39 protein-coding genes are annotated in these 22,588 nt (G+C 58.4%); 2 read left to right on the top strand and 37 right to left on the bottom strand.

Annotated elements, in window-relative coordinates; all coding sequences use genetic code 11:
• Positions 1-82 precede the first annotated feature (82 nt).
• From AC1C2N_RS16050 to AC1C2N_RS15870, 37 genes are all read right to left on the bottom strand, one after another.
• Positions 83-748, bottom strand: a complete 666-nt coding sequence (locus tag AC1C2N_RS16050) for a VG15 protein (RefSeq protein WP_495434562.1) — start codon at positions 746-748, stop codon at positions 83-85.
• On the bottom strand, positions 732-2,135 hold the full coding sequence (locus tag AC1C2N_RS16045; protein WP_495434561.1) for a phage portal protein: 1,404 nt from the start codon (positions 2,133-2,135) through the stop codon (positions 732-734). Before AC1C2N_RS16045 ends, AC1C2N_RS16050 begins: the two co-directional genes overlap by 17 nt.
• Positions 2,132-3,547, bottom strand: coding sequence for a terminase large subunit domain-containing protein (locus AC1C2N_RS16040; RefSeq protein WP_495434560.1), 1,416 nt, complete (start codon positions 3,545-3,547; stop codon positions 2,132-2,134). Before AC1C2N_RS16040 ends, AC1C2N_RS16045 begins: the two co-directional genes overlap by 4 nt.
• Before the next feature lie 13 nt (positions 3,548-3,560).
• A complete protein-coding gene (locus AC1C2N_RS16035; RefSeq protein ID WP_495434559.1) occupies positions 3,561-3,869 on the bottom strand; it encodes a hypothetical protein in 309 nt (102 codons plus the stop codon).
• A 260-nt stretch (positions 3,870-4,129) separates the two neighbouring features.
• Positions 4,130-4,360, bottom strand: a complete 231-nt coding sequence (locus AC1C2N_RS16030) for an HNH endonuclease (RefSeq protein ID WP_495434558.1) — start codon at positions 4,358-4,360, stop codon at positions 4,130-4,132.
• On the bottom strand, positions 4,357-5,061 hold the full coding sequence (locus AC1C2N_RS16025) for a hypothetical protein (RefSeq protein ID WP_495434557.1): 705 nt from the start codon (positions 5,059-5,061) through the stop codon (positions 4,357-4,359). Before AC1C2N_RS16025 ends, AC1C2N_RS16030 begins: the two co-directional genes overlap by 4 nt.
• Positions 5,062-5,152: 91 nt before the next feature.
• Positions 5,153-5,347: a hypothetical protein gene (locus AC1C2N_RS16020; RefSeq protein ID WP_495434556.1), complete on the bottom strand. Its 195-nt coding sequence runs from the start codon at positions 5,345-5,347 to the stop codon at positions 5,153-5,155.
• Positions 5,348-5,586: 239 nt separating this feature from the next.
• Complete coding sequence (locus AC1C2N_RS16015) at positions 5,587-5,814, bottom strand: hypothetical protein (protein WP_495434555.1); 228 nt, start codon at positions 5,812-5,814, stop codon at positions 5,587-5,589.
• Positions 5,815-5,929: 115 nt separating this feature from the next.
• Complete coding sequence (locus AC1C2N_RS16010) at positions 5,930-7,174, bottom strand: hypothetical protein (protein ID WP_495434554.1); 1,245 nt, start codon at positions 7,172-7,174, stop codon at positions 5,930-5,932.
• Positions 7,175-7,688: 514 nt separating this feature from the next.
• Complete coding sequence (locus tag AC1C2N_RS16005; RefSeq protein WP_495434553.1) at positions 7,689-8,312, bottom strand: DUF7341 domain-containing protein; 624 nt, start codon at positions 8,310-8,312, stop codon at positions 7,689-7,691.
• Positions 8,305-8,460 (bottom strand): hypothetical protein, encoded by a 156-nt coding sequence (locus AC1C2N_RS16000; RefSeq protein ID WP_495434552.1) that lies wholly within the window; start codon positions 8,458-8,460, stop codon positions 8,305-8,307. Before AC1C2N_RS16000 ends, AC1C2N_RS16005 begins: the two co-directional genes overlap by 8 nt.
• Positions 8,453-8,722 (bottom strand): DUF3310 domain-containing protein, encoded by a 270-nt coding sequence (locus AC1C2N_RS15995; protein WP_495434551.1) that lies wholly within the window; start codon positions 8,720-8,722, stop codon positions 8,453-8,455. Before AC1C2N_RS15995 ends, AC1C2N_RS16000 begins: the two co-directional genes overlap by 8 nt.
• Positions 8,723-8,884: 162 nt before the next feature.
• Positions 8,885-9,220: a DUF7768 domain-containing protein gene (locus tag AC1C2N_RS15990; RefSeq protein ID WP_495434550.1), complete on the bottom strand. Its 336-nt coding sequence runs from the start codon at positions 9,218-9,220 to the stop codon at positions 8,885-8,887.
• The gene (locus tag AC1C2N_RS15985; protein WP_495434549.1) at positions 9,214-9,855 is read right to left on the bottom strand and encodes a DNA N-6-adenine-methyltransferase; all 642 of its coding nucleotides are present in this window, start codon (positions 9,853-9,855) and stop codon (positions 9,214-9,216) included. The genes AC1C2N_RS15990 and AC1C2N_RS15985 overlap by 7 nt, the downstream gene beginning before the upstream one ends.
• Complete coding sequence (locus AC1C2N_RS15980) at positions 9,741-10,304, bottom strand: HNH endonuclease signature motif containing protein (protein WP_495434548.1); 564 nt, start codon at positions 10,302-10,304, stop codon at positions 9,741-9,743. Before AC1C2N_RS15980 ends, AC1C2N_RS15985 begins: the two co-directional genes overlap by 115 nt.
• A 119-nt stretch (positions 10,305-10,423) precedes the next feature.
• Positions 10,424-10,813 (bottom strand): hypothetical protein, encoded by a 390-nt coding sequence (locus tag AC1C2N_RS15975; RefSeq protein WP_495434547.1) that lies wholly within the window; start codon positions 10,811-10,813, stop codon positions 10,424-10,426.
• Positions 10,813-11,127 carry a hypothetical protein gene (locus tag AC1C2N_RS15970; RefSeq protein WP_495434546.1) on the bottom strand — a complete coding sequence of 105 codons (315 nt, stop codon included), beginning with the start codon at positions 11,125-11,127 and terminating at the stop codon, positions 10,813-10,815. The genes AC1C2N_RS15975 and AC1C2N_RS15970 overlap by 1 nt, the downstream gene beginning before the upstream one ends.
• A complete protein-coding gene (locus AC1C2N_RS15965; RefSeq protein ID WP_495434545.1) occupies positions 11,127-11,396 on the bottom strand; it encodes a hypothetical protein in 270 nt (89 codons plus the stop codon). The genes AC1C2N_RS15970 and AC1C2N_RS15965 overlap by 1 nt, the downstream gene beginning before the upstream one ends.
• Positions 11,396-11,815 carry a hypothetical protein gene (locus AC1C2N_RS15960; protein WP_495434544.1) on the bottom strand — a complete coding sequence of 140 codons (420 nt, stop codon included), beginning with the start codon at positions 11,813-11,815 and terminating at the stop codon, positions 11,396-11,398. Before AC1C2N_RS15960 ends, AC1C2N_RS15965 begins: the two co-directional genes overlap by 1 nt.
• The gene (locus tag AC1C2N_RS15955; RefSeq protein WP_495434543.1) at positions 11,812-12,759 is read right to left on the bottom strand and encodes a phage replication protein O; all 948 of its coding nucleotides are present in this window, start codon (positions 12,757-12,759) and stop codon (positions 11,812-11,814) included. The genes AC1C2N_RS15960 and AC1C2N_RS15955 overlap by 4 nt, the downstream gene beginning before the upstream one ends.
• The gene (locus tag AC1C2N_RS15950; protein WP_495434542.1) at positions 12,759-12,947 is read right to left on the bottom strand and encodes a hypothetical protein; all 189 of its coding nucleotides are present in this window, start codon (positions 12,945-12,947) and stop codon (positions 12,759-12,761) included. Before AC1C2N_RS15950 ends, AC1C2N_RS15955 begins: the two co-directional genes overlap by 1 nt.
• Positions 12,944-13,114, bottom strand: coding sequence for a hypothetical protein (locus AC1C2N_RS15945; protein WP_495434541.1), 171 nt, complete (start codon positions 13,112-13,114; stop codon positions 12,944-12,946). The genes AC1C2N_RS15950 and AC1C2N_RS15945 overlap by 4 nt, the downstream gene beginning before the upstream one ends.
• The gene (locus tag AC1C2N_RS15940) at positions 13,111-13,884 is read right to left on the bottom strand and encodes a DNA-methyltransferase (protein ID WP_495434540.1); all 774 of its coding nucleotides are present in this window, start codon (positions 13,882-13,884) and stop codon (positions 13,111-13,113) included. Before AC1C2N_RS15940 ends, AC1C2N_RS15945 begins: the two co-directional genes overlap by 4 nt.
• Before the next feature lie 414 nt (positions 13,885-14,298).
• On the bottom strand, positions 14,299-14,913 hold the full coding sequence (locus tag AC1C2N_RS15935) for a hypothetical protein (protein WP_495434539.1): 615 nt from the start codon (positions 14,911-14,913) through the stop codon (positions 14,299-14,301).
• 41 nt (positions 14,914-14,954) lie between these two features.
• Positions 14,955-15,185: a WhiB family transcriptional regulator gene (locus AC1C2N_RS15930; RefSeq protein WP_495434538.1), complete on the bottom strand. Its 231-nt coding sequence runs from the start codon at positions 15,183-15,185 to the stop codon at positions 14,955-14,957.
• Positions 15,182-15,577: a RusA family crossover junction endodeoxyribonuclease gene (locus AC1C2N_RS15925; RefSeq protein WP_495434537.1), complete on the bottom strand. Its 396-nt coding sequence runs from the start codon at positions 15,575-15,577 to the stop codon at positions 15,182-15,184. The genes AC1C2N_RS15930 and AC1C2N_RS15925 overlap by 4 nt, the downstream gene beginning before the upstream one ends.
• Positions 15,578-15,719: 142 nt before the next feature.
• A complete protein-coding gene (locus AC1C2N_RS15920) occupies positions 15,720-15,890 on the bottom strand; it encodes a hypothetical protein (RefSeq protein ID WP_495434536.1) in 171 nt (56 codons plus the stop codon).
• Entirely contained in the window at positions 15,887-16,462 is a 576-nt protein-coding gene (locus AC1C2N_RS15915) for a hypothetical protein (RefSeq protein ID WP_495434535.1), read from the bottom strand. The genes AC1C2N_RS15920 and AC1C2N_RS15915 overlap by 4 nt, the downstream gene beginning before the upstream one ends.
• Positions 16,462-17,088, bottom strand: coding sequence for an HNH endonuclease signature motif containing protein (locus AC1C2N_RS15910; RefSeq protein ID WP_495434534.1), 627 nt, complete (start codon positions 17,086-17,088; stop codon positions 16,462-16,464). The genes AC1C2N_RS15915 and AC1C2N_RS15910 overlap by 1 nt, the downstream gene beginning before the upstream one ends.
• Position 17,089: 1 nt before the next feature.
• Positions 17,090-17,767, bottom strand: coding sequence for a lambda exonuclease family protein (locus AC1C2N_RS15905; RefSeq protein WP_495434533.1), 678 nt, complete (start codon positions 17,765-17,767; stop codon positions 17,090-17,092).
• A gap of 121 nt (positions 17,768-17,888) precedes the next feature.
• Positions 17,889-18,329 carry a hypothetical protein gene (locus tag AC1C2N_RS15900; RefSeq protein ID WP_495434532.1) on the bottom strand — a complete coding sequence of 147 codons (441 nt, stop codon included), beginning with the start codon at positions 18,327-18,329 and terminating at the stop codon, positions 17,889-17,891.
• The gene (locus AC1C2N_RS15895; protein WP_495434531.1) at positions 18,322-18,465 is read right to left on the bottom strand and encodes a hypothetical protein; all 144 of its coding nucleotides are present in this window, start codon (positions 18,463-18,465) and stop codon (positions 18,322-18,324) included. The genes AC1C2N_RS15900 and AC1C2N_RS15895 overlap by 8 nt, the downstream gene beginning before the upstream one ends.
• The gene (locus AC1C2N_RS15890) at positions 18,462-18,629 is read right to left on the bottom strand and encodes a hypothetical protein (protein WP_495434530.1); all 168 of its coding nucleotides are present in this window, start codon (positions 18,627-18,629) and stop codon (positions 18,462-18,464) included. Before AC1C2N_RS15890 ends, AC1C2N_RS15895 begins: the two co-directional genes overlap by 4 nt.
• A complete protein-coding gene (locus AC1C2N_RS15885; RefSeq protein WP_495434529.1) occupies positions 18,626-18,814 on the bottom strand; it encodes a hypothetical protein in 189 nt (62 codons plus the stop codon). The genes AC1C2N_RS15890 and AC1C2N_RS15885 overlap by 4 nt, the downstream gene beginning before the upstream one ends.
• Positions 18,811-19,086 carry a hypothetical protein gene (locus AC1C2N_RS15880; RefSeq protein ID WP_495434528.1) on the bottom strand — a complete coding sequence of 92 codons (276 nt, stop codon included), beginning with the start codon at positions 19,084-19,086 and terminating at the stop codon, positions 18,811-18,813. Before AC1C2N_RS15880 ends, AC1C2N_RS15885 begins: the two co-directional genes overlap by 4 nt.
• 498 nt (positions 19,087-19,584) lie before the next feature.
• Positions 19,585-19,746 (bottom strand): hypothetical protein, encoded by a 162-nt coding sequence (locus tag AC1C2N_RS15875; RefSeq protein ID WP_495434527.1) that lies wholly within the window; start codon positions 19,744-19,746, stop codon positions 19,585-19,587.
• Positions 19,743-20,222, bottom strand: a complete 480-nt coding sequence (locus AC1C2N_RS15870) for an HNH endonuclease (protein ID WP_495434526.1) — start codon at positions 20,220-20,222, stop codon at positions 19,743-19,745. The genes AC1C2N_RS15875 and AC1C2N_RS15870 overlap by 4 nt, the downstream gene beginning before the upstream one ends.
• A 443-nt stretch (positions 20,223-20,665) precedes the next feature.
• Here AC1C2N_RS15870 and AC1C2N_RS15865 point away from each other — a divergent pair, with 443 nt between their 5' ends.
• Both AC1C2N_RS15865 and AC1C2N_RS15860 read left to right on the top strand, forming a co-directional pair.
• Positions 20,666-20,941 carry a helix-turn-helix domain-containing protein gene (locus tag AC1C2N_RS15865; protein WP_495434525.1) on the top strand — a complete coding sequence of 92 codons (276 nt, stop codon included), beginning with the start codon at positions 20,666-20,668 and terminating at the stop codon, positions 20,939-20,941.
• Positions 20,942-21,127: 186 nt separating this feature from the next.
• Positions 21,128-22,564: a recombinase family protein gene (locus AC1C2N_RS15860; RefSeq protein ID WP_495434524.1), complete on the top strand. Its 1,437-nt coding sequence runs from the start codon at positions 21,128-21,130 to the stop codon at positions 22,562-22,564.
• Positions 22,565-22,588: the final 24 nt, after the last annotated feature.

Below are 22,588 nucleotides of genomic sequence, written 5' to 3'. Positions count from 1 at the left end.
TTCCCTCAGCCATGCGGCCTCAGTGGATTTATCGGATATGCCCATGCGGGCGATGAACCCACCAGGACGGCGGGAAAATTGGTTAGTAATAGGTGTCGAGATAGTCACGAAGATCCGCACGCTGAGCAGCAGTGCGGCTACGGCGTGACGCCTTGTACTGCATCACTGACGCCTCTTCGCCAACATCGGTCTTGAAGACTGGTTGAGCAGTGCAATGACAGTTCGGATGAGTGGCAAACGTCGCGGTAGCCTGCCGATACACAGCGCCACGATCAGCGAGCATCCTGCATAGTTTGCAGCCGCCGTTAGTGATGCGTCGCCAGCCAGCCGACTCAGGATCGTTCCGCCGATTCGTCAGAATCGTGTCCCGATACGGATTCGCAACCTCAGGCTGCACGACCTCCGTCAACCGGGCAGACGCAGTAAGCAAATCGTCCGGGTCAAGGAACAACGGCGCAGTAGACCACGCAACAGCGCGACGAATCTGCACCGTCCGATCCTCAACCACAACATCAGACGCAAACCGCGACCGAACACCAGCCAACTCACGCTGATCCTCATAAAAATCAGCCGCGAGGGTTGCTGAGCCCAGCGCGTAATAACCGATCAGCTCAGGCACACCATCCAGCAACGCGGCGCGACGAACCTCAGCCGAACCACGAACACGCGACAGCAAATCCACTGCCGTGTCCACAGCCTCACCAGTCAGAAGCTCAAGCGCCGCCTTCGACTCACGCGGCGTCGTCACTAGGGACCACAGCGGCCGGCTTCAGAGCAGCAAGTACCGCACGCCCAGACGCCTTACGCCTCTCAGCCATAGCCCGACGAATCTGCTGCTCATCCAGACCCAGAAGCTCAAGACCAACCTCAGTCTCGGCAAGCCACGGGACAGCACCAATCTGCTTAGCACCAGCATCCGCAGCAGCAGCCTTCGACAGATACAGCGGCGAACGCCACTTAGCCTCAATGCTCGCCCATTCCTTCGGGACAGAACTAAGACCGTTCTGGATAGCCAGAGCCCGAGCAGTCGAACGACGGATCGAAACCGACCAATCCTCCGTAGCGCCCTCAGCCTCAGCAATCAGATTGTCCCGGCCAGCGATATACGAACCCTCACTCGTCGGGTTTGCCATGTCAGTCAGGGCAAAATCGGCATCCGGCAGATCAGTCTCACGGGCAGACAGTTTCGCCAGAGCATTCAAGTCCGACAGGTGCGAATCAGGAGACGTAGCATCAACCTGCTTCACATCGGCGCGCGGGTTAGTCGCATCCTCATCATCAGGAAGACCAAACGACCGAGCCAACGCAATCTGCCACGCAGCCTTAGGCGAACCATCAGGATTCTTGAACACCGACTCGTCAGCGCCCAACAGGATCAGCTTCGGAATCGTGTAGATATCCATGTGCGCTTCGAGGCGCACCAGGGCGCGCAAAGCAGCATCCTGGTAACCCATCAGCGGGCGCGTAATGCGCGACTTACCCATGCGACGAGACGAACGTGGCTGGTACACCAAAGGCTCAGCAGGAACACCGAACCCATGCGACCGCTTATCGACGGCCCATCCGCTCGAGTCCTTATTCGCGCTGATAGTTACGCCATCCAGGTACAGGATGAAACCCGTGATCTTGTCCTCATCACGAGCCGTAACCGACAGCAAGCTATCGAGCCCACGACGACGGTTATTCCAATCGCCAGTAGCGTTCAGGCCCGACTTCGCGTGAACCAAAGCAGCCGGCTCGCCATTGCTGGTATCGCCCGCCGTCGTGATCAAGTAAGAGACACCATGAATGAGGGAGTCCTTGAGCCCCGCCGCGATCTCCGAATAGAAGAAGTTGCTATCAGCAAGCTCAGTCATGCCCAGCGAATCAACGTCGCCGCCAGTCCACACCATGCGCTCAAGATGAGTACGACGCGCCAAACCGTCAACACCCTTAGCAGCCCACCCCAGGGCAAGCCCCAACTTCGCATACTGCGGAGGGATGACCGTGCCAACCTGCTTGATCGCCCGCTTGCCGTCGTAATACGACGAACGCAGAAGATTCCGTGGAGCCTTCGCGTTCAACTGCTCAATAAGCAGATTCAGGGTTGCAGTTTCATCTTCTGAGAGTCCAGCGATGCGGAGAGATTCACTCACATCACCACCGCCGTCCTTGTGCTAGTACGCCTCGTAGGACGCAATACGTTGTCGTTTTGAGCGCCCCAAAGGGCAAGAGTGCCTGCCACGATGGGGGTTATATCTGATGCAGCATCCTTGCGATTCCATGCCCAACCGCCCTGAAGGGGGCGCTGGCGGGCAACCGAGAGCGCAACGTTGACCTGCGACTGATCTGTGTGGAACAAGGTCTTGTCCTTCACGCCGTCGTAGAACTTGGCACAAGCGATAGCCATGTCACGCCCTTCAGCCCCAGCAAGAGTTACGAGAATGTCCGTACCGATCAGGTAGTGGCGGTCGCGGCGCTTCTCTACGAGCCCGGACATTTCATCCACCACCACCGCGTGCAGCGGGTTCTTCGCCGCCCTAGCAACCACCCAAGGGATCACCCAGTCAACATCCCGATGCTCTTCGTCCATCTCAACGTGCCAACGACCGTCAGCGCGCAACCCAGCAAGAGATACACACGCATTACTGCGGTTCGGGGGCACATCAATACCGAGCGTGAGACGATCAATGGGCATGGAAGTCACATCCGCAACCGCATCCCAGTCCTCTTCACTGATAACCCGGTGGTGAGAATCGGCATCCCAAATGCCCATACCCTCACGGAGAAACGAATCCTCGGAAAGCTGCTTACGCATCCGCTGGATCGCCTCGAGCGGCGTCCGGTGAGGGAAGGAAGGGTTTGCCTTCTTTTGCTGCTCAAGATCATCAGGGTTTGCGTCCTTATCGGCGCTGAACTCGATATAAAGCGTGTCGCCCTTGCCTGAGCCTGCCTCAAGCGCCTCGAGGCGCATCCGGCTGAACACCTCGCCAGGGTCAATCGGCCTAGGTGGGGTGCCGGCGAAGATCGCCAAAGCGTTCGGGGCTGCGTTCATCGCGGGGAGCATGTCGTCAAGTGCGCGCTCGGTAAGAATCTGAGCCTCATCGAAAACTTCGATGTCAACCTTTGCGAAACCACGGCCAAAGCCAGTCTCGCGCGCACCGAACATGATCCGCGAACCGTTGCGGAACATGATCTCTTCGGAGCCGGAAGCCGTGAAAACCTGCTCCACAAAGGGCGCGATCTTCCGGCGACGCGCCATGCCCTGCATTGACTTGAACGTTTCCTTAGCCGTCTTCAGCCGGTGGGCCGTCCACAGCACGGTCATGCCCGGGGAGAGCAGGCAAAGCGCGAAGATAATCGCACCCAGTAGGTAGGTCTTGCCCGTCTGTCGGCTAATAGAGAGCGCAACCCCACCCACGGTCGCGGCATACTTTCCGTCTGGCCTCTTGGCCAGGATTGCGCGCCCCGCGCCGTCCTGCCAGCCATCGAAAACGAGTCCGAGATCCTTGCACTTGTCACGCACAGAAGGCCAGCCAGTAGTGGCAACGTCTTTCGGGAGGATCAAGTGACGAGCGGTATCAGATAGCCTCTGCGTCCCACTCTTCGTCAGGGGTGCGGCCTTCGCCATCTTCAGTCGCCTCCTGCTTAGCCTTCACGTCCAAAGCCTCGATCTCCTTGCCAATCTCCTGAAGGCGACGAGTCAAAGCCGCTAAGTCACGCGGTGGGCAATTCGGGTCCTGCACAGTCGAAGCAACACGACGACGCATCGCAACCAGAAGTTCGCGGTGATCGCCATCCTCGGCAGCCTCAACAATGGATCGCTGCGCAGCCGGCTTAGACCGCTCATCAGCAGCAACAGCCCTCAAAGGGTTCTTACGTGGAGCCACGAGAACACCTCCAAAGGGCGAAAAGGGGGGGATGGGTTGGTACAAAGTGCTTGGTACAAACCGACAGCAAAGTGGAAAAAATGCCAAAACTGTACACCGCCTACACCCGGAGGGGCTATAGGTGAGTCTTGGGGGTGGCTTCCCCCTGGGTATGTATCAATACATGAGTTGCTACAAACACTCTGTATCAATACACTCGTTAGTACAGTCAGTCGAGTGCGCCGCTGCGTCGAATGATCGGCGCGACGAGGCGAGCCCGCTTAGTTGAGTTGCACGAACGTTTGTCTTCGATGCGCTGCCTTGATATTGGACAGCGCATCTTCACCGCCTTTGGCTAGCGGGATGACGTGATCGATAACGAACGACAGAGGGTCCATGTGGTGCGCGTCGTACAGGATGGGCTTGCCGCATAGGTGGCAGGCGGCACCAGTTGCCTTGATGCGGGCGCGGTGCCTGTCACGCTTCGAGCTGCTGCGTTGGGGCTTGCTCATCCGTACACCTCGGTTGCGTTGATGCGGGCCAGGTCGAAGCGCTTGTGGCAAGGCACGCATCGCGGCTGGTAGTGGGATGGTTCGAGACTGAAGGCGATGCCTAGGGTGCGCGGCGCTGTACTCAGCCGCTCGTTCGGGTCTTCATGGTCGTATGACCAGTGGTAGGCGCGGGTGCCACAGTCGATGCATGAGTGCTCACTGGCTGAACCGTGGAGGTTCCTTACTCTGCTGTGAACTGCGGTGTAGTCAACGTCATCAGATAAGTGGCTGGCTTTCGTGCCGCATGTGTTCTTGTCGCCTGTGCGCCTTAGCTCGCCAATGCTTACCATCCGGGCTTGTCCGCAGTCGCAGGCGCACAACCAGTAGTTGCCCTCGGGCCTCTTTGCCACGAGTGTCCCGAAGCGCTGTCCGGTTAGATCCGCACGGGGGAAAGACGGTTCGCGTTCGCCGCGTGATACAAGAACGCGCGTGGCCTCCAGCGTTCCATAACGGTAGAGGCGGTGGTAATGCATGGGGCATAGCGTTGCGTATTTGCTTCGCGGGGCCTTGTCGCATTCGCCTGCTGTGCATGTTTCATATTGCGCCTTTGGCTGCTGGATAAGCGGCTTGCCGTGGAGCTTTCGCTGGTAGTGCAGATTGCACATTCCGAGAGCGGAGGAAGCGGTGTTGCACTTCTCCACGTTGCAGGTACGCTTGTTCATAACGACTCCTTTACCGAGTTGTTCACGCCCCTGACTGTTAGCGCAGTGCAGGGGTTCTTCTATGTCTCAGCCTAGCGACGGCGTATGACACTCACCTCTCGAGCAGGTCCTCAATGACATACGCGCGTTCTTCTGCCCTGGTCCTGCCTGCTTGTTGTATCGCAGCTATGAACAGGTCGCTGGTCGCGTCGTCCCATGAACTAACAGCGGCAGCAATGGCGTTGTCGCGTTGGTCGCGTTCGTCCCAGTAGTTGTCTTCGTACTCTTGTTCACGCCAGTCAGTCATCGTCGCCATCCCAGAGTGAGTCGTCGTAGCAGAGACAGCCGCAGCATGAGCAGCATCCACAGTCCAGCGATTCGTCGTCGTAGTATTCGTCGTCGTCTTCCTGTTCCTCAGATTCTGAGGTCCATACGATTTCGCTACTCATACGTCTTCACCTACATGTTCAGCGTTGCCTTCGAGCCATTCGCCTTCGTCTTCAAATAACATGTCGCACTTCGCTTTCGCTGTGGGCGGTTCAGGGTTTAGTTGCGCTCGTCGGGTATGCCGTCGTGTAGCGCGCCGCAGAGGTCGAGTAGGATCTCGCGTTGGTCGTCGCTGCATGTTTGCGCGAGTTGTTGGATGACGATGTAGGCGTAACCTATCCGCCAGTCGAGTGACGCGATTTGTTCTTGGTGCTCGAGTTCTCGATGGCGCACCCAGTCGAGTGCGCCGTCTATTTGTCTTGCTGCTTTGCCTGTTTCGGGAAGCATCTCAATGCGCCGCCTTCAGTTAGCGTTACGTTTTCCCGTTCACCCGCACTCGCCTCGGTTCTGCCCGTGATGAGGCAATCAGTATTCGAGGGTTTGGGTGAACGGAAGTTGTTGGTCACAGCACTTTGAGGTTGTTCCACTCGTTGTTGGCTGTGGTGAACGACAACATGCCCGATTCGGACTGTTCGCCTTTCGCGTTGGTGAACCAGGATGAGCCGCGATCTGATGCGGGGCCGACCATGATCCATCGTGCGTCACCGGACTGTTGCACTCTGAGCGAGTGGAAGTGGCCGGCGATGAGGATGCGTGCTTCAGCGACGGGCATTCGACCGTGGCTCTGGCCTTTCCACCAGTCTCCGATGCGATCCGGTGAGCCTGCTTGGTGGCCGTGGACTACACCTATGTCGGTGCCTGATGTTTGGAAGTAAAGCGATTCCATGTACGGTTCGGGCACTTGGATGGTGACGTGTCCGAACGCTTCAGGGTTGAGTGTGAGCGCGTTCCTGAGCATCTTGGCAACGGCTAGTCCGTAGTCGGCGTGTACGTCGCCTGCTGGCGATTTGGGGCCGAGTCGGTGTGCGCCGTGGTTGGAGCTGACGGCTGCGTATCGGAGCGAGTTGGTGTGTGGTGCGAGCATTTGCAGGCCGCGTTGCATCGCGTAGGCCGCTTCGACAACCTGGTCGGGTAGTGACAGGTCGTTGGTGGCGAGTTGTGAGCTGGTCGAGTAGATGTTCTCGATGATGTCGCCGGCGTCCACGATGCACACTTCACGCGGGCGGAACTCTTTGATGAAGTCTTGCGCTTTACCGAACGAGTTGAGGATCTGCTCGTGCGTTTCAGCCGAACCGCCATTCCAGTCAACCTTGCCGAATTGAAAGTCGGTGGGCACGATGACGAATGACTCGTCAGCGTACGCAACAGGCTGGGGGATGTACGTGAAGCTCTTGATGGCTTCAACGACGTCTGAGGTGGACACCATGCGACCGCCAGCAATGGCAACCTTGGGCCGTACATTGTTGAGCTTGTTCCAGAACCCGCCGTTGGGGTTCGATGTCCAACCCCAGGTGAACGTCACATCGTCGGGGTTCTGGCCTTTGGAGCGGATGAAGTTGCAGTAGTCGTCGTAACCCCAGGCGGTTTCACTGAAGCGCACGTAGGAGGCTGAACCGTCTGCGTTGTGCTCTTCTGATTCGCCGCCGTTGGTGTCGAGTGGCTTCACCGGTTGCGGTGTTGCGATGCCGAGTTTCTTGCGGTGGCGTCGTGGGGCTGATTCGTCCTTGTCCCATTTGTCACCGATGGCGACGTTGGACAGTTCCGAGTTGAGGTCTGCGACGTATGCAGGATCATCGAGCAGGGACACAGCAGCCTCCATCGTGGGATTGAAAAAAGCCCCGTGCGAGTGGGGCCAGGCTGCGTTTTTTGCCCGCCGAAGCGGTATGTGGTTTTGTGTGCAGGCCGGACGTACGTGGGGCAGAGTCCGTTTAAAGCGCCTTTTCACCCCTGGCATACCTGCGTTGCTCGTTCTCTTGCACCTGTGGTGAGCTACCACTTCATGAAGGACCCAACAGCCCCGGCAAGTTAGTTGCGGTCGGCAGCCGAGTGTCCTATTGCGTAACCCAAGGACTCCACTGCTTGCCCGGATGTACGAGTCACGGGGCTTGGTGGGTGTTGTCGGGTTCGCTGTGGGGATGAGTGGCGCTGCGCCGCAAGTGTGAATGATTTTGGGCACAAAAAAAGGGCCAGCATCCGTAGACACTGACCCTTTCTCTGTGAGTTCGTACCGTTTTGTTGCAGCACGAAACAACGTGGCTCCATTATTGCACACACTTGTGGTTAATTGCAACACAAGACACAACATTTATGGCGATTCTTTTTTATCCGGCCTGTTTGTCGCGCAACTCGTCCATCAGCTCACCGATGGCTTCCGTCCCATCCCACACGTTCATGCAGCGGCGACAGAGGGCTTGTGCGGTGCCCATTGGGTCGGACTCCCGATACTCGACAACTACCGGGTACGGGATCTCATTGTCCTCAGCGTCCAAAAAAGTGACCCCTCCACAGATTGTGCAGGGGTCTTTGATGGGGACTGGTTTGAGCGGGTCCAATACGTTGCGTATCTGGTCCGCCCAACCTCGCATCTGTCTCGCATAGAACGCGGCAGATTCCCCTTCCCCGAATGCTGTATGCCATTCCAGCAGCGACGTGCGCAAGTCTTTCGACGGGCGAATGCCGAGCGCGTGGCACCAGGACTTGATTGCTGAACCCATCTTCATGGCTTCGAACAACGCGGCACTGTTGAGCAGCAAGCCGGTTTTGGACTTCCCGCCTCCGCCTGAGTCACGGCTGAGGGATGACCCGACTGCTGTTGCCAACTGGTCGAGCAGTGGCGGGAGTTCCGCCGTGTGCATTCGGACGATTGCGCCGGCTTCGTCCTTGATTTGATGGTTGTAAACGACGGGGTTCGTCAGTGCTGCAACCGCGTCAGTGAGTTCAGTCATGTTGTGCCTCCTTGATGATCCATTCCACGGCGTGCGCAATTTCGCGGTCGATGTGCTGCTGCTCGATGCAGTGCGCTTCGGATGCTGGGCCGCCGAATGCGCAGTCGAAGCAGGACTTGTATTCCGCAGTAGTGAGATCGTCAGTCACGTTTCTCCCCAATCTGATCGAGGTCATGCATGAGGCCTTCGAATGTGCCCGCTTTAGCTGCTGCTGCACCGACTCGCTTTATCTCGCGGTCGATGTACCACGCAGCTTTTTTCAGGTCCTCGATTTCCTTGTTCGGGTCTTTCGCTCCTGCCCTGGCGATGTACTTGACCGCATTGCCGCGACAGAAGTTCAGGTGCTCGGTTAGCTGGATGACTTCGACGGGGAACCTTGTGTAGTGCGGCGGGTTGATTGGGTCAGTCATGCAGAAGCCTTTCTCCGTAGTACCGATAGTTGGGCTGTTTCGGCTTGTCCCCGAAATCGCTCTTATCCCCTCGTCGCATGAGCACACCCAACAGTTGCGCGCCGTAGATGTGGAGGAAGATTAGGAGAATTGAGGCGGTGAATAGGCCGGAAATGTAGCGGGTCATGAGGTGTACCCCCAGCCGGGAAGCGACCGGTATTCAACGGGTCGCCCATCCCGAGAGGCGCGGTCGATGCCGTATTGCATCCCACGGCTGATACCGAGGTCGTAGTAAACAACGGTCTTCTCGGCAAGGTCGCCCCAGATGAGGCCCGCTTCGATCCCCAGTGTTCGTTCCTCGGGAATGGTGTCGTCCAGTACGCCGGGTTGCGTATAGAGCAGGTGCGAGGCGATGGGTGCTTCACCGCGCGTAAGGCAGTCGTGCAGTGCAGCCCGCGCGTATGTTTCGTGTCGTTCAACGTCGCCCGCGTACGGGGACTCAACGATTACCTTCAGCATGATTCTCCTTGGGTGGTCGGGTCTTTCCAAATGAGCAGGCAGCACCCGAATGGTGGGCGCTCGTTGGGGCCGATGGCTGTTTGACCCGGTTTGATGAACCGCATGCGTCCGGGCAGGAACTCAACAGTCAGGGGCGAACCGGGCTTGTCGCGGAACGGTTCAACGTGGTCCTGCCACCAGCGCTGTTCAACACGATTCGCGGGGAGCAGCATGACGATGCCGCGCGTGGTCGGGTATTCCTTCCACGCCTTTTCCAACCAGTCGCCCAGCCCGCTATACGGCGGGTTGCACCACACACGCTCACCAGCCCATGACTGTTCAAGCCCGTTGTCAGCGCGAGTAAAGAACCGTTCGCATTTGGTGTTGTGCGCAGCAGCGGCAACGTCGAGAGTGAAGCCACCGAAGCGCTCATTCCACGGGTTGAAGTTGTCCGGGTGCGTGCCTCTGTCATCCACCTCATCGAGCACGCCGTTCGCGCTGGTCTGCTGCGGGTGGTTCTGCGCTTTGAATCCGAGCAGCATCACGCAACCTCTTTCTGTTCTGACCGCAGCAGCAGATGCGAGGGCATCGGCTCGCCGGGGTTGTCTTTCCGCCAATCGGATCTCGCGTTGTATATCGGCTTGCACGCTCTGCATCCGAGGGCATCCCGCTTTCGCCCCCTCTTGTCGGTACCGGTAACCCGCTTCAACATCTCTGGCGAGTGGCCATTGGCGCACTGTCCCATCGGCCAGTCGAGGCCGTGAACCCTCCGCGCGTTCTCGAAGTTGGGCAGCATACGCAAGTGGTCGGGGTTGACGCAGCGCCGCTCTTTGCAGAGATGGTCAAGCGTCATCCCAAGCGGAACCTGGCCATGCACGCCAGCCCATGCCGCTCTATGCCCGAGTACGACGTGTCTTTTGCCGCCGTCCTGCCATCCGACCTGCGAGTAGCCGTGCGATGCGGTTGAGTATCGACTGATCCAGCAGCCATTGGGCTGCTTATCGACGTTAGTAAGTGCCCGTTCAGATACGCGTTCGGGAACTGGTACTGAGTTCCAGCGTTCGGGGCTTCGGAAGTTACTAGGCGTGTCCGGGGTAGAATCCATGACAGCCCTCCAATCGGTAGTGACGATCTGGTGGGTTAGTCCCCGTCCGGTGTTGGTAGCACCTCGCGGGGACGTTCTAATTTTACCGCACAATCGGTTAAAACTGGTCGCACCCACGGTCAAAATGGGGTAGAATCTGCGCCCGTTGTGGGCCATGAATCCGAGGTGGGCGCACTGAAGTTGCCGGAAGCGGCCCAAGGCTCGTCAGCGGGCTTCTGTGGCTCCTGAGACCGTGCTCTGCCACCGTCAACACGGGCACCATTCACGGATACCTTCGCGGTGTGGCGTGTCTGGCCTTCTTTGTCCTGCCATTCGTCCACTTCGACCCCGAGCATCCCCGAGAACTTGCCCGTGTGACCCTCGCTGAGTCCGTGTGCGTCGTTGAACCAGAGCGTGTACCGTTTCGTGCCTTCGCTACCGTCACGTTTCTTGAACGACTCGGTGACTTCTGCCCCCTTGCCGTTGTAGAAAACGCGGGAGATTGTTCCTTCGATGTTGATGAATGCCATTAGTTTGTCTCCTTGATTTCGATGCTTACGGTTGGTCGGTATTCGTCGGATAGTTCGGTTATGAGCGAGCGGCACGAGTAGACGTTGACGTTGCGCGGATTGCCCCAAGTGCCGTCCTTTAGTCGCTGCTGACGGTCGGCGGTGATATCCCACGGGTTCTCCCACTTGCCCCGTCTCCACCGAAATACGAGAGAAGCGGCAGTCAACTGGTACTGCTTGCCGTTGTCCTCGTACCGGGGCAGGTTGTCGGGGTCAAACTCGATGTAGACCGTGCGAGTTATGACCGCTGCCAGCTTTTCTGTGATGGTTGGCATCAACTTGCCTTTCGTGTGTATTTCTTCGTCGGGTGGTATCCGGTGACCGCATCAACAAGTTCGTTGATCTGCTTCGGTGTGCCCGGTTCGGTGTCAGGGTCAGCGCGTCCGTAGAACTCGCGTACCCGTTCGTTGTGTTCGGTGAGCATGTGACGGTGTGCAGGGTGCCCGAACGATTCCCGCCATGTTCTTTGGACGGCTGCGAGTCGTTCGTGCTCGAGAGCTTTGGTGATGTGGCCGGATGACAGGTAGGCGGCTAGGGTGTCCACTAGGGCACCTCTCGAATCACGTTTCCGATTTGTGCAGCGATACGCCACGCCTCATGCGCCTCAACCGAGTGGGGCAAATCAGCGAACTGTGTCGCCTGTTGCCGTGCAGCCGTCAGCGCGTCCATAACATCCGGTGACAGCATTTCGTCCTCAGGCCATTCACCAATCAGCCCCCGTGCCTTAGCCGCTCGAATGTCTGTCGCCAGTCGCAACTTCACCCGTGGAATGTTCTTCGTGATGTGCGCCGGCATGAGGTAGTCGGTTGACTCTCTCCTGTGCAGGGACATGGCCGCTTTAGCCAGCCCGTACGGCAGGTGACCTAACACGTCATGCCACGCTTCGACTGTTTCCGGTGCGACGGTTCGGTTGTCGATCATGGATGCGATGGTGAGCAGTTTCGCGGTTTCTGTTTTGTTCACTGGTCAATCTCCAATTGCGCTTCTTGTTGCGCGAAGTATTCGACGGTTGAGAGGTTGCGTTGCGCGGCGGTTGGTTTCGGTTGGCGTTCCTCAAGTCGCCGGTTTGCGTCAAGCCGTAGCTGGTCGTACTTGGCTCTGAACTTCGGCATGGACAGGATGTTGGTTTTCCAGAAGGGGTCTTCCTGGCACCAGCGGATGAGTCGGGCTGCATGGTCGAACTCGCGTCCGTCCTTGTCGAGCAGCAGCCGTGCCTCTGTCAGCCACTTGTCGTTGATGGTTGGTGGCTTGGACCCGTTGGCCACAATCAGCGATTGCAATAACTCACACAGCTCTCGGATGTCGTCACGAACCTCGTTCGCTGACGTTGTGAGGTGTGTGGAGTTAGGAGATAGGAGTAAGGAGTTAGGAGTAAGGAGTGAGGGGTCAAAATCGGAACCCTTTACCGAACCCTTTCCGAAACCCTTTGAAACCAACTCGGAAGGGTTTACTGACTGTTTCGTTAGGATTTCCTGAACCTCAGGAACACCAAACGCCTTCCATTCCGGATACCTTTCGTGGAGCCTGTTCAACTCGTGAACAATCACCCCGCGAAGGGTTGGCGAGACTGCTTTGCCGTAAGCGGTGACCATTGCCTTAGCCACGTTCGGTTTGTGCAGTAGCCCGTCGTGTTTCAGGAATGACCGGATAAGGATTTCTTCTGATTCGTCGTCGTAAACCACGAACAACGCAGCAGCTAACTCGTCACCAGCAGCACGAACAGACGCAGCAGTAGCGCCTTGGGATACGCCAGCGATACGGGCAGGTCGCCAATCGGCAACACCCGCATACGAAAGCGTCGGGGTGGACAGCAGGTGTAGATACAAGTGCTGTGCGGGGACACTCAACGACCGCCATTCGTCGTCACCCCACATGTCCAGACGAATAGCGGCATGTTCTCTCGCCATTACGCGACTTCGATTCCGAGAGCGGCCCGAGCTTCGGTCAGCGTGATCGGCTTATCCGAGCGGAGCGCACTAGCGGCCCACTCCATATCGTCACGACACCCGCGCCCGTCGAAGTCAGTCCAATCCCACTGTTCTCGCCACGCATTGCCGTACTCGATGAGAACCTGAGCCACAACTTCCGCGTTCATGACAACACCCCCTCCCTGATTTCCTTGAGCACGAGAGCCCAAAGGCCCTCGCTCATGCCATCGCGGATGCGCTCAAGCGCCGTCACCGCTGCTTCGACTTCGGCTTCCTCGTGTGGACGCAACTCGGTGCCGTCCGGTACGTCGTAGTAGGCGTCAGCGGTACTCATGCCAACATCCCCTCAAACAGCGTTTGCTGCGACAGTCGCTTGACCATCAGTTCGCAGTAGCGTTCTTCAAGTTCAACCCCGATGACCTTGCGCCCCAGGTTGCGAGCAGCCAGCAAGGTTGCACCAGAGCCCGCGAACGGATCGGCTACAACTCCGGTCGTTTTGGCGACCAGCGCTTCCATCAGCCCAACAGGCTTGGGGGTCGGGTGGTCGGGGCGATCCTTCGAGTTCGACATGAGGCCATGCGAGCGGAGGATGTTTGATCCGCGCTCACCGACGAAACCGGTTCCGAGAACGTAAATCTCTTCCTCGGTCGGTCCCCACGGAAGCGTCAAGTCGCCCATGCCGTGATACATGCGATCCCAGATCAGACGCGCTCTTGTCTCGACGGGGCGCGTGACGTTCCATCGGCCGAACACGAGAGCGGGGCCTTTACCCCAGAGCGCCAGTGCGGCATCCCGAACAATCGGCGTATCGTCTCCCGCCACTGAGCGCCCAACCTTCTGAGTGCCCTTGATGCGGTTGAAGTTGGATTCGTACGCCATCCCATAAGGGGGATCGGTTACGAGCACATCGGCATCAAGCCATGCGGTGATCTTGAGGCAGTCCCCGTGGTAAAGAGTGACAAAATCGTCTTCGTAGTACGGAACTGGGGATGGTCTTTCGGGTACACTCATAACTGAGTCCACGTCCTTTGTCTTAGTCGGCAGGATGTGGGCTGAATCCTCAGTTGTTTCCGCAACTGGGGATTCCTTTTTGCCCATCATCATCCTACCAGTTATCGAAACTTTGTTCGGGGCTTATACCCCGTTTCGTGTGCACATGCGCCCTGCCTGTTAGCACATCCGTTCACCTACGGGCGGCTGGTGGTTGCGAGTTGCCCCTGAACCTCAATGAGTGCGTCGGGCAAAGGTCGCCTACTGCGGATATCCAGCGCCATCCCATGCGTTGCGGCTGAACACCACTCGTCTCGGAGGGCAGCCACTCGAGGAAGGATGCGCAGGCCTCTTCGTCACAACTGAGTCGAGTAAATGTGCTCATGTCTCCTCCTTTCGGGTACTAAAAAAGCGCCTACCCTGTGTGGGATAGTCGCTTCAGGTTCAATGTCATCCACCGCCGCGCAATACGTGCCCGCCATCAGTTGCGCCTCGATTTGGTGGCGTGTTGTGCGGATGGCGGGGAGGTCATGCCAAGACACGCGCGTTGGCTTCGAACACTGCACGCGCGAACCCCATCGGTGTTGCTGATCGGAAGTTCATACGCTCAGGCCCTGGTGGTGCTTTGTGGATACGGTCGTCAGGTTCACCCAACGATTCGTCCCGTTGCGGTGCCGGCATCCTGAACCCGCCACCAGTCCAGAGGCAGGTCTTCTTCGTGTAATTGTCGGCCGGTTCGAATGCGGTGAAGTCGTGCGGGTGGAACGTGTGCTGTGGTTTACCGAAGATGGAAGACAACACGCTCACCGGGTTCTCAACGAAATACGGTGCACCGCTGAGCTCGCCCAACGTGCGGCACTGCTCAGCGACAATCGCCGCCTTCGACTGGAACTGTGCATCAGCGGCCCGTTTGGATGCGAACCACCGTGAACCACTCACAGCCATGTCGGTGCAAGGCGGGAAGCCGGCGACGAAAGCGACGTTGCCTGAGCGGATCACTTCGCCCAGTACGGTGAACGCTTCATCGATGGTGTTCGCCAGGCGGGTGACTGTTGCGCCGTTGGGCAGAACCTCCGTTGACGTTTCCCCATGCTGCGGGTCAACGAGTATTGCGTCGTAGCCGGCGTCCGTCCAGGGTTTCACGAGTGCGCCTGTTAGATCGCACAACGAAATGACTATGTTTCTCATGCCGATCTCTCCAGCCGTGCGCGTTGTTTGGGACTGAGCCCGCCGTAGAACCCGTCGTAGATTTCGTTTCTCAACGCGAAATCGAGGCAAGCGGCAACCGCAGTGCAGCTCCCGCAGATCTTCGCCGCCGCGTTGTAATTGCCACCGTTACCTTCGAGCACGAACAAGTCGGGGTCAGTTTGGGCACAGTTCGCGTCGTCAAGCCACGCTTCACGGTCGGTGATCATGCGGCTTCCTCCCTGTCTGGATCGATGGTGTAAAGGAACAGCTCGGTTCGAGCCCGCGCCTTTGTGGTGTGGAACTTTTCGATGCGGCTGCTGTAGATGCGCCAATCGTCCTCATACGCAACCTTGTTCAACGCGTCCTCAACGAGCTTCGTTAGGTTCGTGTTGTCTGCCCGTCTCCTTGTGCCCAAATAGAAATGGGTGTCGAGCCGGAACGTTGCATCTAGTGGGTAATCGGCAACCTCAGTGGCAATGAACTCGGCACGCACTTTGTCGGTGTGGTTCTTCGTGTTCTCTGGGGTGTACGTGCCGTAGCGGGTTACGCGTGCTCGAGCCTGTGTGTACGGGTCGCCAGGGATGACGACGTGGGCGACAAGGGTTCGTTCGCTACTCACGATGACTCTGTGTCGTTCTCGTGGGCGCCGACTTTGGCTGCCTGCCTCTTCTGGCATGCAGCAAAGTTCGAGCAGTAGAGTCCCGGTTCATGGTCAGACGAGAACTGGCCGGTGCCTTCTCGTCCACACTTCCTGCACGCGCTCATGAAATCTCCTTCACTTCTTCCGGGAACGCCCAGTAATCAACCCCGTCATCGAAGAGGATGCGGAGTTGACCGTTGGGGTGCGTTTCGAGTACCTGTGCAACATGTGAGTCCTTCACGTCGCCACCGAACGCGTTCGTGTAGATGACGCGCACAATCTCGCGGATCATGACAGTTCGGCTTTGCGAGCGTCTTTCGCGGCGAGGATGGTGGTGTTCGTTGCGACGTTCTGTGCAACGGCTTCCTTCCATAAGCCAGCGAGTGCGGTGATGTCGGCTGCGTCTTTGAGCGATGCGACCCAATCAGCGACGGCTTCAGCGGGGAGAGCGGGGGATGTTGCGGGAGTGGAGGGTGCGTCCGGCAGCGGTTTGACCGTGAAGTTGCGCCGCTTGCCTCGAGACACCGTGAGCGCAATCGTCAGCGGCTTATCGATGTGGCTCATACTCGAGATCTCGATGCCGCCAACGACATCTTTTCCGAACCGAATATCAGGGTTGCGAACGAGGGTGAGTCTGCGTCCCGTGTATGCGGATGCTTCAGGTCCCCATGCGCTGACCATGAGCCTGCGCATACTCTTTGACGGGCGATAGGTTCGGCCAGGGAACTCCTGAAGATGCACGAACACAGGTTGCTCACCCGTGCCCGCTTCAACGCCCGTGATAGTCACCGTGCGAGGTGAAGCAATCAGATCCTCAGCGTTTACCTGCTGGCTGTTCGGTTCGATTGACTGCGAGAGATCCATTAGGAAGCCTTCTTTCTGTTTTGGTGAGTGATGCGGCGGCAGGCTTTGCACTGACGGCTACCACTGACGACATTTATGTAGAGGTTGTCTCCAGAGAGCGGGTGGCCCCGGAAGCACTCGGTTATGCCCTTGCGGGGGCGCACACCGCGTGCCGCCCGCTCCGCCCGGTCTTTGGCGTTCGTTTTCTCGCTGTTCGCCTGCTCCCGCTCCCGCCTGCATCGGCGGCAACCCCTTTGCCCCGTACTGGGCGTTACGTAGAGATTTGGTCCCGAAAGCGGGTGCCCGTTCTGGCACTCGGTTTTGCGGGCGTTAGCTGCCGATATACCGACCCCGCGAAGAACGTTTTCGGCCGGGGTTACCGGCTCTAGGTGGCCAGGGTTCACGCAAGAGGTGTTGCGGCAGAGGTGGTCAATGTGGAGGCCGGCAGGAATCGGGATAACGAAATGCGTGTATGACCAGCGGTGCGCATATACCTCCCGATTCTCGGTCGTATTGCCCGCGTAGAAGATCCCGTATCCGGCGCTATTCACGGCCCCTCGCCATTCCCAGCAGCCGTTGCTTACTCTGGCGAACTTCTCCGTGAAGCGTTCTTCAGGGGGCCTTACCTTTGGCTCGGGGTGTTTCATCTCAGATCCTCATCTCCTCGAGTTCGATAGGCCGTTCGGTGTCAGGCATGCCGGTTGTGGCTGCCTCATAGTTGGCGATCATGGTGGCGGCTGATTCCTCGAAGGATCTGGCCGCCTCGATGATGGCTTCTTGCCATCGCGGGTCGGGGTAGACGCGTTTGACCCAGAGCTTCATTCCGCCGCAGTAGCTGACGTAATCAAGCCATTCGCGTCCTGAGATAAGGAGCCCTGCTTGGCACTGCCCAATGTTCTCGGCTGGTACTTCATCGGCCAGGATCGTGGCGAGATGCTTCTTCTGCGCCCGGCTTTTCACTTCGATCAGACCGTTCTCGCCTACAACCCCATCGGGTGAATAGCCGATGCGGAACCCGTCAAACTCGCGCACCATGAACCCGACTTCGGTAGCAGGTGCGAAGTTCTCGCTGTAGATGTCTCGAGCTATGGGTTCCTCAATGTGGCCGTCTTCCATGTCGGCTGACGAGTAGCTGGGCTCCGTGTATCCGGTTATCCGCTCGGCAACCAACTGATAAGCCATTGCGCGGGTCTTATCGTTTAGCGCTGGCTTGATGGTCTTCGGGGTGATGAACTGGCCCACGACTGAGGCGGTGATGATGCCTTGTCGTGCGGCGTGCCACTCCGGGCTTCCCTGCTCCAACGTCTCGTAAACAGTGACCGTCATGCCCCCGCCACCTCATATTCCGCTGCGTCTCTCGCGTCGTCGCCAACTACTGCCAGATCGTCGTCATGGTCAACGATTTCGGGGCGGGTGAATCCCCAAGCGTTGTACCCTTCGTAGGCGCTCACAGTCCCAGCCCTTCTCGAATTTCAGCGGTCAACGTGTCGTATTGGATGACCACTTGTGAGTTGCCGCTGCGGTCGATTCCGTTGGCTTCCATGTACCGTTCGAGGCGGTCGCGTTCGGTTTGCAGATTCGAGATTCGTAACTGTGCAGCTACTGCGTCACGTCCGAGGTCGTAGCCGGTGGTGAATGCGTCTTGTTCGTCGTAGCTGGTTGGTACGTCGCGGTTGTGGGGGATGGCTTCGTAGCGTTCCCAGGCGGCGAGTGCGTCGTTGCTTGTTGCGCGTGTCCTGACTGTTTGCTGTCTGAGGTCGCGTCGTTTCATTTCGGCTGCGAGGTTGTCGAAGTCGCCCATGAGTGTTCCTTCTTTTCGGAATTGGTCGAGTGTTTTGTTGATGAGGTCGCGTCGTGGATCGATGCCGGGAACGTTGAAGTCAGACACGTTGCCGCTCCTTCCAAACGTCAAGCACCCAGAGGATGGCTGACCCGATTACGGCGAGGATCATGGGCGGCAACCAGATGTAGAGGACGCCGGCGAGTAGGGCGAGTAGGAACCAGAAGCCCGGGTAAGTGTTCATGCGAACATCCCCGCAATGGTGACGATGGCGAATATGACCACACCGAGGCTGACTAGTCCGACAGCGAATGCGAGTGCGCTGCTACCTTCGTCGGGTACACCGTCGCGTTCCATGCGATCCAGGCGTCCGAGGTAAAGGTTGTCGCGCCATTCCTGCTCGGTCATGCGTTTCGCCTTCCGCTTGAGTACTGCGCGAACGCTTCTCGAATGTCTTCCAGTTCGTGACGGTTGGCGATCTGGTAGATGGTGTTCGGTGCACGCTTCAACTGTTTGGCGATTTCGAGTGCTGGGCGACCGAACGAAAGCAACCATCTGGTTTCAGAAACGATGTACTCGGTTTGAGGCCTCATGATGCGTGCTCCGTTTCGGTGTCGTTTGCGTATGCGGCGCGAACCTTTTTGACCCACGCTTCGTGTAGTGATTTCGCGGCGTATGTTTCGCCCCGCTCGCCGTCCTGATCCCGCAGACCCTCGACCGTCACGCCTTCATCAATGAAGATCAGCGTTTCGGCCATCTGCCGGTTAGCGACCCCGGAGAAGCAGAGGATGGTGGAAACTTCGACGGCACCGATGCGGGTCTTCTTCACCGGGATGGGTATGTACTGCGCGTATTCGAATGACATTTGGATCTCCTTTGATTCGTGGGGTGGATTGGTTTGGAGGGCGGCGCGATGAGTTCGGGTCGGATCGCGTCGCCCCTGTGCCCCTGCCGGAGTTCGCATCCGGGCATTCCTGAAATCGACACAGGGGCTAACTGCCTCGTGACCGCTTAGCCCTCACCGGGTACCCATATGCGGGCCGTCTACAGTCATGTGTTTCGTGTCACCGTCGATGGATTTGCCCGAACCTTCGGACTGGCCCTAAACGGTGATGCCTGGATCTGCTGTGGAATTGTGACCGGGTGTTGTATTGATCGCCGTGGTTAGGGGGGTCAACATCCGGAGGCGTTGAGTCGTTTTTGGGTGCGACAATCACCGCCCACCACTAGGTGGGCAAGATCAGTGAGGGTTACTCGCCTGTGCGGTCGGGTTCCTCGAAGTCGAACTCGGGAAGATCATCGAGCCACTTGGTTATGTAGTCGTCGTAGGCTTTGTCGAGCTGACGCGGGTTATCGGGGAGCATTAGGCGACCTCGAAACCAACGACGCGGGCGTAGAGGCCCAGAACTCGGAGCGCCTGTGCATCGCTGCGGGCATCTTCAAGCTGGGATGCGGTGCCGGGTGTGTAGATGATGACCGGGAACCACTTGCCCGTTCCGGCTTCCTGGGTTTCAACGGCGCTCATGCTGCAACCCCGTCCCCTGCGTAGTACCTCAAGCGGCGCGCCCTTTCGCATGTCAGGCACGTGCGGCGATTCCGATACACGCGAGTGTTATCCGCATCAAATGGGTGCCCGCGCTTGCAGCAAACCTTGGAGGCATTGTTGTGGGTGCCGTGGGCGATCGAGTCATGCGTGTTATCGCTCTTCGACCCGTACGCAAGGTTGGCAACGGCGTTATTGGCCGGGTTGCCGTCTAGGTGGCGCACCTGCTCAGCGGTGGGCTCTCCCAAGAACGTGAGTGCCACTATCCGATGAAGCTTGAGGTACCTTCTCTTGCCGCCGATGGTGAACGTCAGTTGCAGGTATCCGCCACGTCGCATTTGCGTTGGCTTCAAAATACGCAGATCACCGTCGCATCTGGAGCGCACTCGTCCGAGGCTGCTGACCTCATATCGGTCAGGCCGGAGCGGGAATGGACGCCATTCTTCTGCGCCGGTCACGCGGCTGCGCTCCGGTGTGCGGCTTCAGCCTTTTCCCGAGCGATGCGCTCAAGGGCGTGCATGAGAATGACGGCGGCTTTGCGGCATGCCTCTTTGGAGGGGCCGGCTGAGGTGGCGGCGTTCATGACGCTGCCTTTGCGAGCTCTCGGAGCCATTCGGAGTAATCGGCTCCGAGAGCTTCGCTGATTTTGGCGAGTTCGGTTAGGCGGAAGTCGTCGTGTCCGTCGAGCTTGCGCCTAAGGGTGGTACGGGGGATTCCCGTAGTTGAGGACAGTTGGGAGTCGGTGAAGTTCGCTCTTCTTCGGGCGTCCGCAACCAGCCCAAGGGCTGTGTGAGTGATTGCTTGAGTGACCATATGGACACTGTAGCGACAAATATGTCACTCCACAACCACCAAACTGGAAAAGTTTGGGAGGTTGGGAAGCGGGCACCATAATGACAGAATGGACACTCGCAAAAAGGAGGTGGACGACGCCTACAACAAAGCCGTCGTTCAGCTACTACGGAATGAACGCGACCGACTCAAGTTGACTAACCAAGTCATCGAAGAGCGGTCTGGTATCAACCTGCGCACAATCAACCGGTTGATGAACAATCAAAGCCCGCTAACGATCCCTCAGTACATCGCTTTGGCAAAGGCCCTGGAAGTCAACGACCCCGGAAGGTTCTGGGACAAGGCTGTAGCTGCCGCTGAAGAGGTTGACGCCGCTGATGCCTAACCCGGACGCGGCCCTCATTGCTGCCCCCAGATGCACCGCATGGGGCTCGCCCCCCAGATCGGCGTGCGCTTCACCCCCTGCCGCCTTGAGTAGCGTGACGATTCCGTGCGCGTGATTCCCCATGTTTTTCGTATCCCCGTTCGAATGTGCGTCACCCTCGACGCCTTCTGTTAGGTACATATATACATGCCCCCTCGGACAGTAAATGCAGGACAGCCCCCGAATCGTCCCACCCGCTGTGTGCTCTACCTTAGGCAGTCGGTATCACGAGAAGACTCAATTTCTCTCGAGCTCCAAGAACACGAGGGAAGGCAGTATGCTACGCGCTGCGGGTACGAGGTGGTCGCCGTGGAGTCAGATCCTGGCATCAGCGGCAGGACGTTCAACCGCCCTGCGGTGACCCGCGTGATGGCGATGCTCGAAGCCGGCGAAGCGGAAGTCATTGTGCTTTGGAAGTGGTCGCGCCTTAGTCGCTCACGCCTTGACTGGGCTGTTGCTGCGGACCGCGTTTCCCTTGCTGGCGGGCGTATTGAGTCAGCAACGGAGCCGATTGATGCCTCTACTTCGACGGGTCGTTTTGCTCGCGGGATGATGACCGAAATGGCCGCGTTTGAGTCGGAGCGGATTGGGGATACGTGGAGGGAGGCTCATGCGCGGCGTCTTCGTAATGGGTTGCCTATCAATGGGAAGCCCCGGTTTGGGTATGTGTATGACCGTGAAACTGGTTTTTCGCCCGATCCCGTAACAGCCCCAGTTTTGGGGGAGTGTTACGCGCGGTACACCGCTGGCGAATCTGTGTATTCCCTCATTCAGTGGTTGAACCTTGGCCCAACGCGGCCTGTCGGCGGGTATGGGGTGAAGAGCGGTGACGGCCTGTGGTCAGATCGGACTTTGCGGCGCGTCATGGATTCAGGCTTCGCGGCCGGGTTCATCAACAGCGGGGGCGAGCTGGTGCCGGGTGTGCACGAACCGATCATTTCTGCGGAGCAGTGGGATGCGTACCGGGAGGCGCGCACACGCAGGCGGTCGATGCGTCGAACGGAAAGGTCGGAGTACGTCTTCAGCGGCCTTGTGTGGTGCCACTGCGGGTCGAAGATGCACGCAGGACAGTTCGGTGCAGTGCGCACACCTAAATACCGCTGTAAGGACGCTCACGACAAGCGCACTCACGCGGGTGGCTACGTCACAGAGACGGTCATTGAAGAGGCGGTGCTGGGCTTCCTGGCGGAGTGGGAGCCTATGGTCCTCGAGGAAGCGGGGGGAGTGGCCGTCACCCCTAAAGCGCGCAAGGTCCAAGCCTTGAGCATTGACCGTCGCTTGGCGTCTCTCGCGGGGAAGATGGATGCCCTTGCCGAACGCCTCATCGATCCGGGCATCCCGCACGCGACTTATGTGCGGCTGCGGGACAAGTATGAGTCTGAGCGGAAGGCGCTCGAAGACGCACGCTTGACAGCTGTCGTGCAGGAGCGGGTGGAGGTCGGCGCGATCATCCCGGCCTTACTTGAGAATTGGGGGGACATGCTAGTTACAGAGCGGCGCGAGATTTTGCGCGCCCTGATTACTGGCATCGAGGTGTGGCCCGGTCGCCCGAAATCGCGGGTCGTTGTCCACCCTCGCGAGTAGGTGAGATCAGGGCCTATTCACCCT

The organism is Mycetocola sp. Y791 (genome assembly GCF_059445325.1).
The sequence above is the reverse complement of the archived record's forward strand: the minus strand, read 5'-3'. Positions and strand labels throughout refer to the sequence as shown.

What these genes read in the sequence shown, in the direction of transcription:
- AC1C2N_RS16030 (WP_495434558.1), bottom strand. Translation starts at nt 4,360, where the DNA reads ATGAGCAAGCCCCAACGCAGCAGCTCGAAGCGTGACAGGCACCGCGCC.
- AC1C2N_RS16025 (WP_495434557.1), bottom strand. Translation starts at nt 5,061, where the DNA reads ATGAACAAGCGTACCTGCAACGTGGAGAAGTGCAACACCGCTTCCTCC.
- AC1C2N_RS16020 (WP_495434556.1), bottom strand. Translation starts at nt 5,347, where the DNA reads ATGACTGACTGGCGTGAACAAGAGTACGAAGACAACTACTGGGACGAA.
- AC1C2N_RS16015 (WP_495434555.1), bottom strand. Translation starts at nt 5,814, where the DNA reads ATGCTTCCCGAAACAGGCAAAGCAGCAAGACAAATAGACGGCGCACTC.
- AC1C2N_RS16005 (WP_495434553.1), bottom strand. Translation starts at nt 8,312, where the DNA reads ATGACTGAACTCACTGACGCGGTTGCAGCACTGACGAACCCCGTCGTT.
- AC1C2N_RS15995 (WP_495434551.1), bottom strand. Translation starts at nt 8,722, where the DNA reads ATGACTGACCCAATCAACCCGCCGCACTACACAAGGTTCCCCGTCGAA.
- AC1C2N_RS15990 (WP_495434550.1), bottom strand. Translation starts at nt 9,220, where the DNA reads ATGCTGAAGGTAATCGTTGAGTCCCCGTACGCGGGCGACGTTGAACGA.
- AC1C2N_RS15985 (WP_495434549.1), bottom strand. Translation starts at nt 9,855, where the DNA reads ATGCAGAGCGTGCAAGCCGATATACAACGCGAGATCCGATTGGCGGAA.
- AC1C2N_RS15980 (WP_495434548.1), bottom strand. Translation starts at nt 10,304, where the DNA reads ATGGATTCTACCCCGGACACGCCTAGTAACTTCCGAAGCCCCGAACGC.
- AC1C2N_RS15975 (WP_495434547.1), bottom strand. Translation starts at nt 10,813, where the DNA reads ATGGCATTCATCAACATCGAAGGAACAATCTCCCGCGTTTTCTACAAC.
- AC1C2N_RS15970 (WP_495434546.1), bottom strand. Translation starts at nt 11,127, where the DNA reads ATGCCAACCATCACAGAAAAGCTGGCAGCGGTCATAACTCGCACGGTC.
- AC1C2N_RS15955 (WP_495434543.1), bottom strand. Translation starts at nt 12,759, where the DNA reads ATGGCGAGAGAACATGCCGCTATTCGTCTGGACATGTGGGGTGACGAC.
- AC1C2N_RS15950 (WP_495434542.1), bottom strand. Translation starts at nt 12,947, where the DNA reads ATGAACGCGGAAGTTGTGGCTCAGGTTCTCATCGAGTACGGCAATGCG.
- AC1C2N_RS15945 (WP_495434541.1), bottom strand. Translation starts at nt 13,114, where the DNA reads ATGAGTACCGCTGACGCCTACTACGACGTACCGGACGGCACCGAGTTG.
- AC1C2N_RS15940 (WP_495434540.1), bottom strand. Translation starts at nt 13,884, where the DNA reads ATGATGATGGGCAAAAAGGAATCCCCAGTTGCGGAAACAACTGAGGAT.
- AC1C2N_RS15930 (WP_495434538.1), bottom strand. Translation starts at nt 15,185, where the DNA reads ATGATCACCGACCGTGAAGCGTGGCTTGACGACGCGAACTGTGCCCAA.
- AC1C2N_RS15920 (WP_495434536.1), bottom strand. Translation starts at nt 15,890, where the DNA reads ATGATCCGCGAGATTGTGCGCGTCATCTACACGAACGCGTTCGGTGGC.
- AC1C2N_RS15915 (WP_495434535.1), bottom strand. Translation starts at nt 16,462, where the DNA reads ATGGATCTCTCGCAGTCAATCGAACCGAACAGCCAGCAGGTAAACGCT.
- AC1C2N_RS15910 (WP_495434534.1), bottom strand. Translation starts at nt 17,088, where the DNA reads ATGAAACACCCCGAGCCAAAGGTAAGGCCCCCTGAAGAACGCTTCACG.
- AC1C2N_RS15905 (WP_495434533.1), bottom strand. Translation starts at nt 17,767, where the DNA reads ATGACGGTCACTGTTTACGAGACGTTGGAGCAGGGAAGCCCGGAGTGG.
- AC1C2N_RS15895 (WP_495434531.1), bottom strand. Translation starts at nt 18,465, where the DNA reads ATGAACACTTACCCGGGCTTCTGGTTCCTACTCGCCCTACTCGCCGGC.
- AC1C2N_RS15890 (WP_495434530.1), bottom strand. Translation starts at nt 18,629, where the DNA reads ATGACCGAGCAGGAATGGCGCGACAACCTTTACCTCGGACGCCTGGAT.
- AC1C2N_RS15885 (WP_495434529.1), bottom strand. Translation starts at nt 18,814, where the DNA reads ATGAGGCCTCAAACCGAGTACATCGTTTCTGAAACCAGATGGTTGCTT.
- AC1C2N_RS15880 (WP_495434528.1), bottom strand. Translation starts at nt 19,086, where the DNA reads ATGTCATTCGAATACGCGCAGTACATACCCATCCCGGTGAAGAAGACC.
- AC1C2N_RS15875 (WP_495434527.1), bottom strand. Translation starts at nt 19,746, where the DNA reads ATGAGCGCCGTTGAAACCCAGGAAGCCGGAACGGGCAAGTGGTTCCCG.
- AC1C2N_RS15865 (WP_495434525.1), top strand. Translation starts at nt 20,666, where the DNA reads ATGGACACTCGCAAAAAGGAGGTGGACGACGCCTACAACAAAGCCGTC.
- AC1C2N_RS15860 (WP_495434524.1), top strand. Translation starts at nt 21,128, where the DNA reads ATGCCCCCTCGGACAGTAAATGCAGGACAGCCCCCGAATCGTCCCACC.